Raw genomic sequence first — 1,265 nt, 5'->3', positions numbered from 1 at the left:
GCGGGCCGAAGCATCGGCGCCGTCTGCGGGAGCGACCAGGTCGGGCGCGTCGGCCACTGCTGCCGCGGGTGCGGACGGCGTGGCTTCGGCATCGCTCGAACCCGGCGTCTGCTCGGCGCTTTCGCCGAACTCGGCAGCGGCCTGGCCGGGGGCTTCGACACCGGTCGCGCCGACCGAGGGGCCGTCGCTCGTGGTGGCGGGTGCCGGTGCGGGCACTTCACCGCGCAGTGCAGCTTCGAGGCCGGCGATGGCGGCGCGGATCTTCTGTGCGTCGCCGCCGGCATTGGCCGCGTCGAGCGCCTTGGAGGCTTCGAGCACATGGCGGTCGTGCTCGCTCATGGCGGCCGATGCCTTTTCGCGCTCGACCGTCTTGCGGTTGAAGGCTTCGTCGATGGGTGCGCGGAACGCGTCCCACAGCTTCTGTTCGTGGCGGCGGTCGAGCGGCACACTCTGCGCCTCGTGCTGCCAGCGCTGCTGCAGCGCCTTCACGGCGTCGATGCGCAGCATCGGCTGGGCGCCCAGCTCTGTGGCCTCGGCGATCATCGCCTGGCGGCGTTCGACGCTGGCCTTCTGCGCGGTTTCGAACGGGGCACGGGCGGCGCCGAAAGCTTCGTTCCACAGCGGTTGCAGCTCGGCAAACACCTTCTCGCCCACGTGGCCGGCATCGCGCCAGCGGTCGGCGAACTGGTGCAGCGCGCGGTTGTGCGCCTTCAGGTCGGTGGCGCCGGCATGCGCGGCGGCCCAGGCCTTGACCTCTTCGATCAGCGCGACACGCAGGGCGCGGTGTTCGGCGGCATCGGCGCGCACCTTCTCGAGCCAGGCCTCGACGACCTTGTGGGCTTCGTTGCAGGCTTCGTCGAAACGCTTCCACAGCGCGTGGTTCGGCACGCCGCCCTGGTCGGCCTGCTTCCACTGGTCGCGCAGGGCGCGCAGGGTTTCCTGCATCTTGCGGCCACCGAGGGCCTGGCCTTCGGGGCGCTTGAGCAGGCCTTCGGCCTTGGCGACGAGGTCTTCGCGCACCTTGTCGGCGCTCCAGCGCTGCCAGCCTTCGAGTTCGCCAGCGGCAACCAGCGCGGCGTGCACGCGGGCTTCGAGCGGCGCGTCGACCAGCTTGCCGTGTTCCTTGAGCACGGCGCGCAGCGCAGCGGCGGCGCCAGCACTGGCCTTGCCGTGGCCTTCGGCGGTTTCTTGTTCGAGCTTGGCGAGGGCGGCCTGCACGGCATCTTGCGCCGCGGCGCGCACGGCCGGGTCGACCTTGGGTGCGG

General features: G+C 71.7%; 1 protein-coding gene. It reads right to left on the bottom strand.

From position 1 onward, the window contains the following. The coding region (locus VBO01S_RS31400) for a DUF349 domain-containing protein (RefSeq protein ID WP_157627555.1) at positions 1–1,265 on the bottom strand (1,265 nt) is incomplete at both ends.

It is taken from the genome of Variovorax boronicumulans NBRC 103145, assembly GCF_001591345.1.
GTDB lineage: Bacteria > Pseudomonadota > Gammaproteobacteria > Burkholderiales > Burkholderiaceae_C > Variovorax > Variovorax boronicumulans.
The sequence above is the reverse complement of the archived record's forward strand: the minus strand, read 5'-3'. Positions and strand labels throughout refer to the sequence as shown.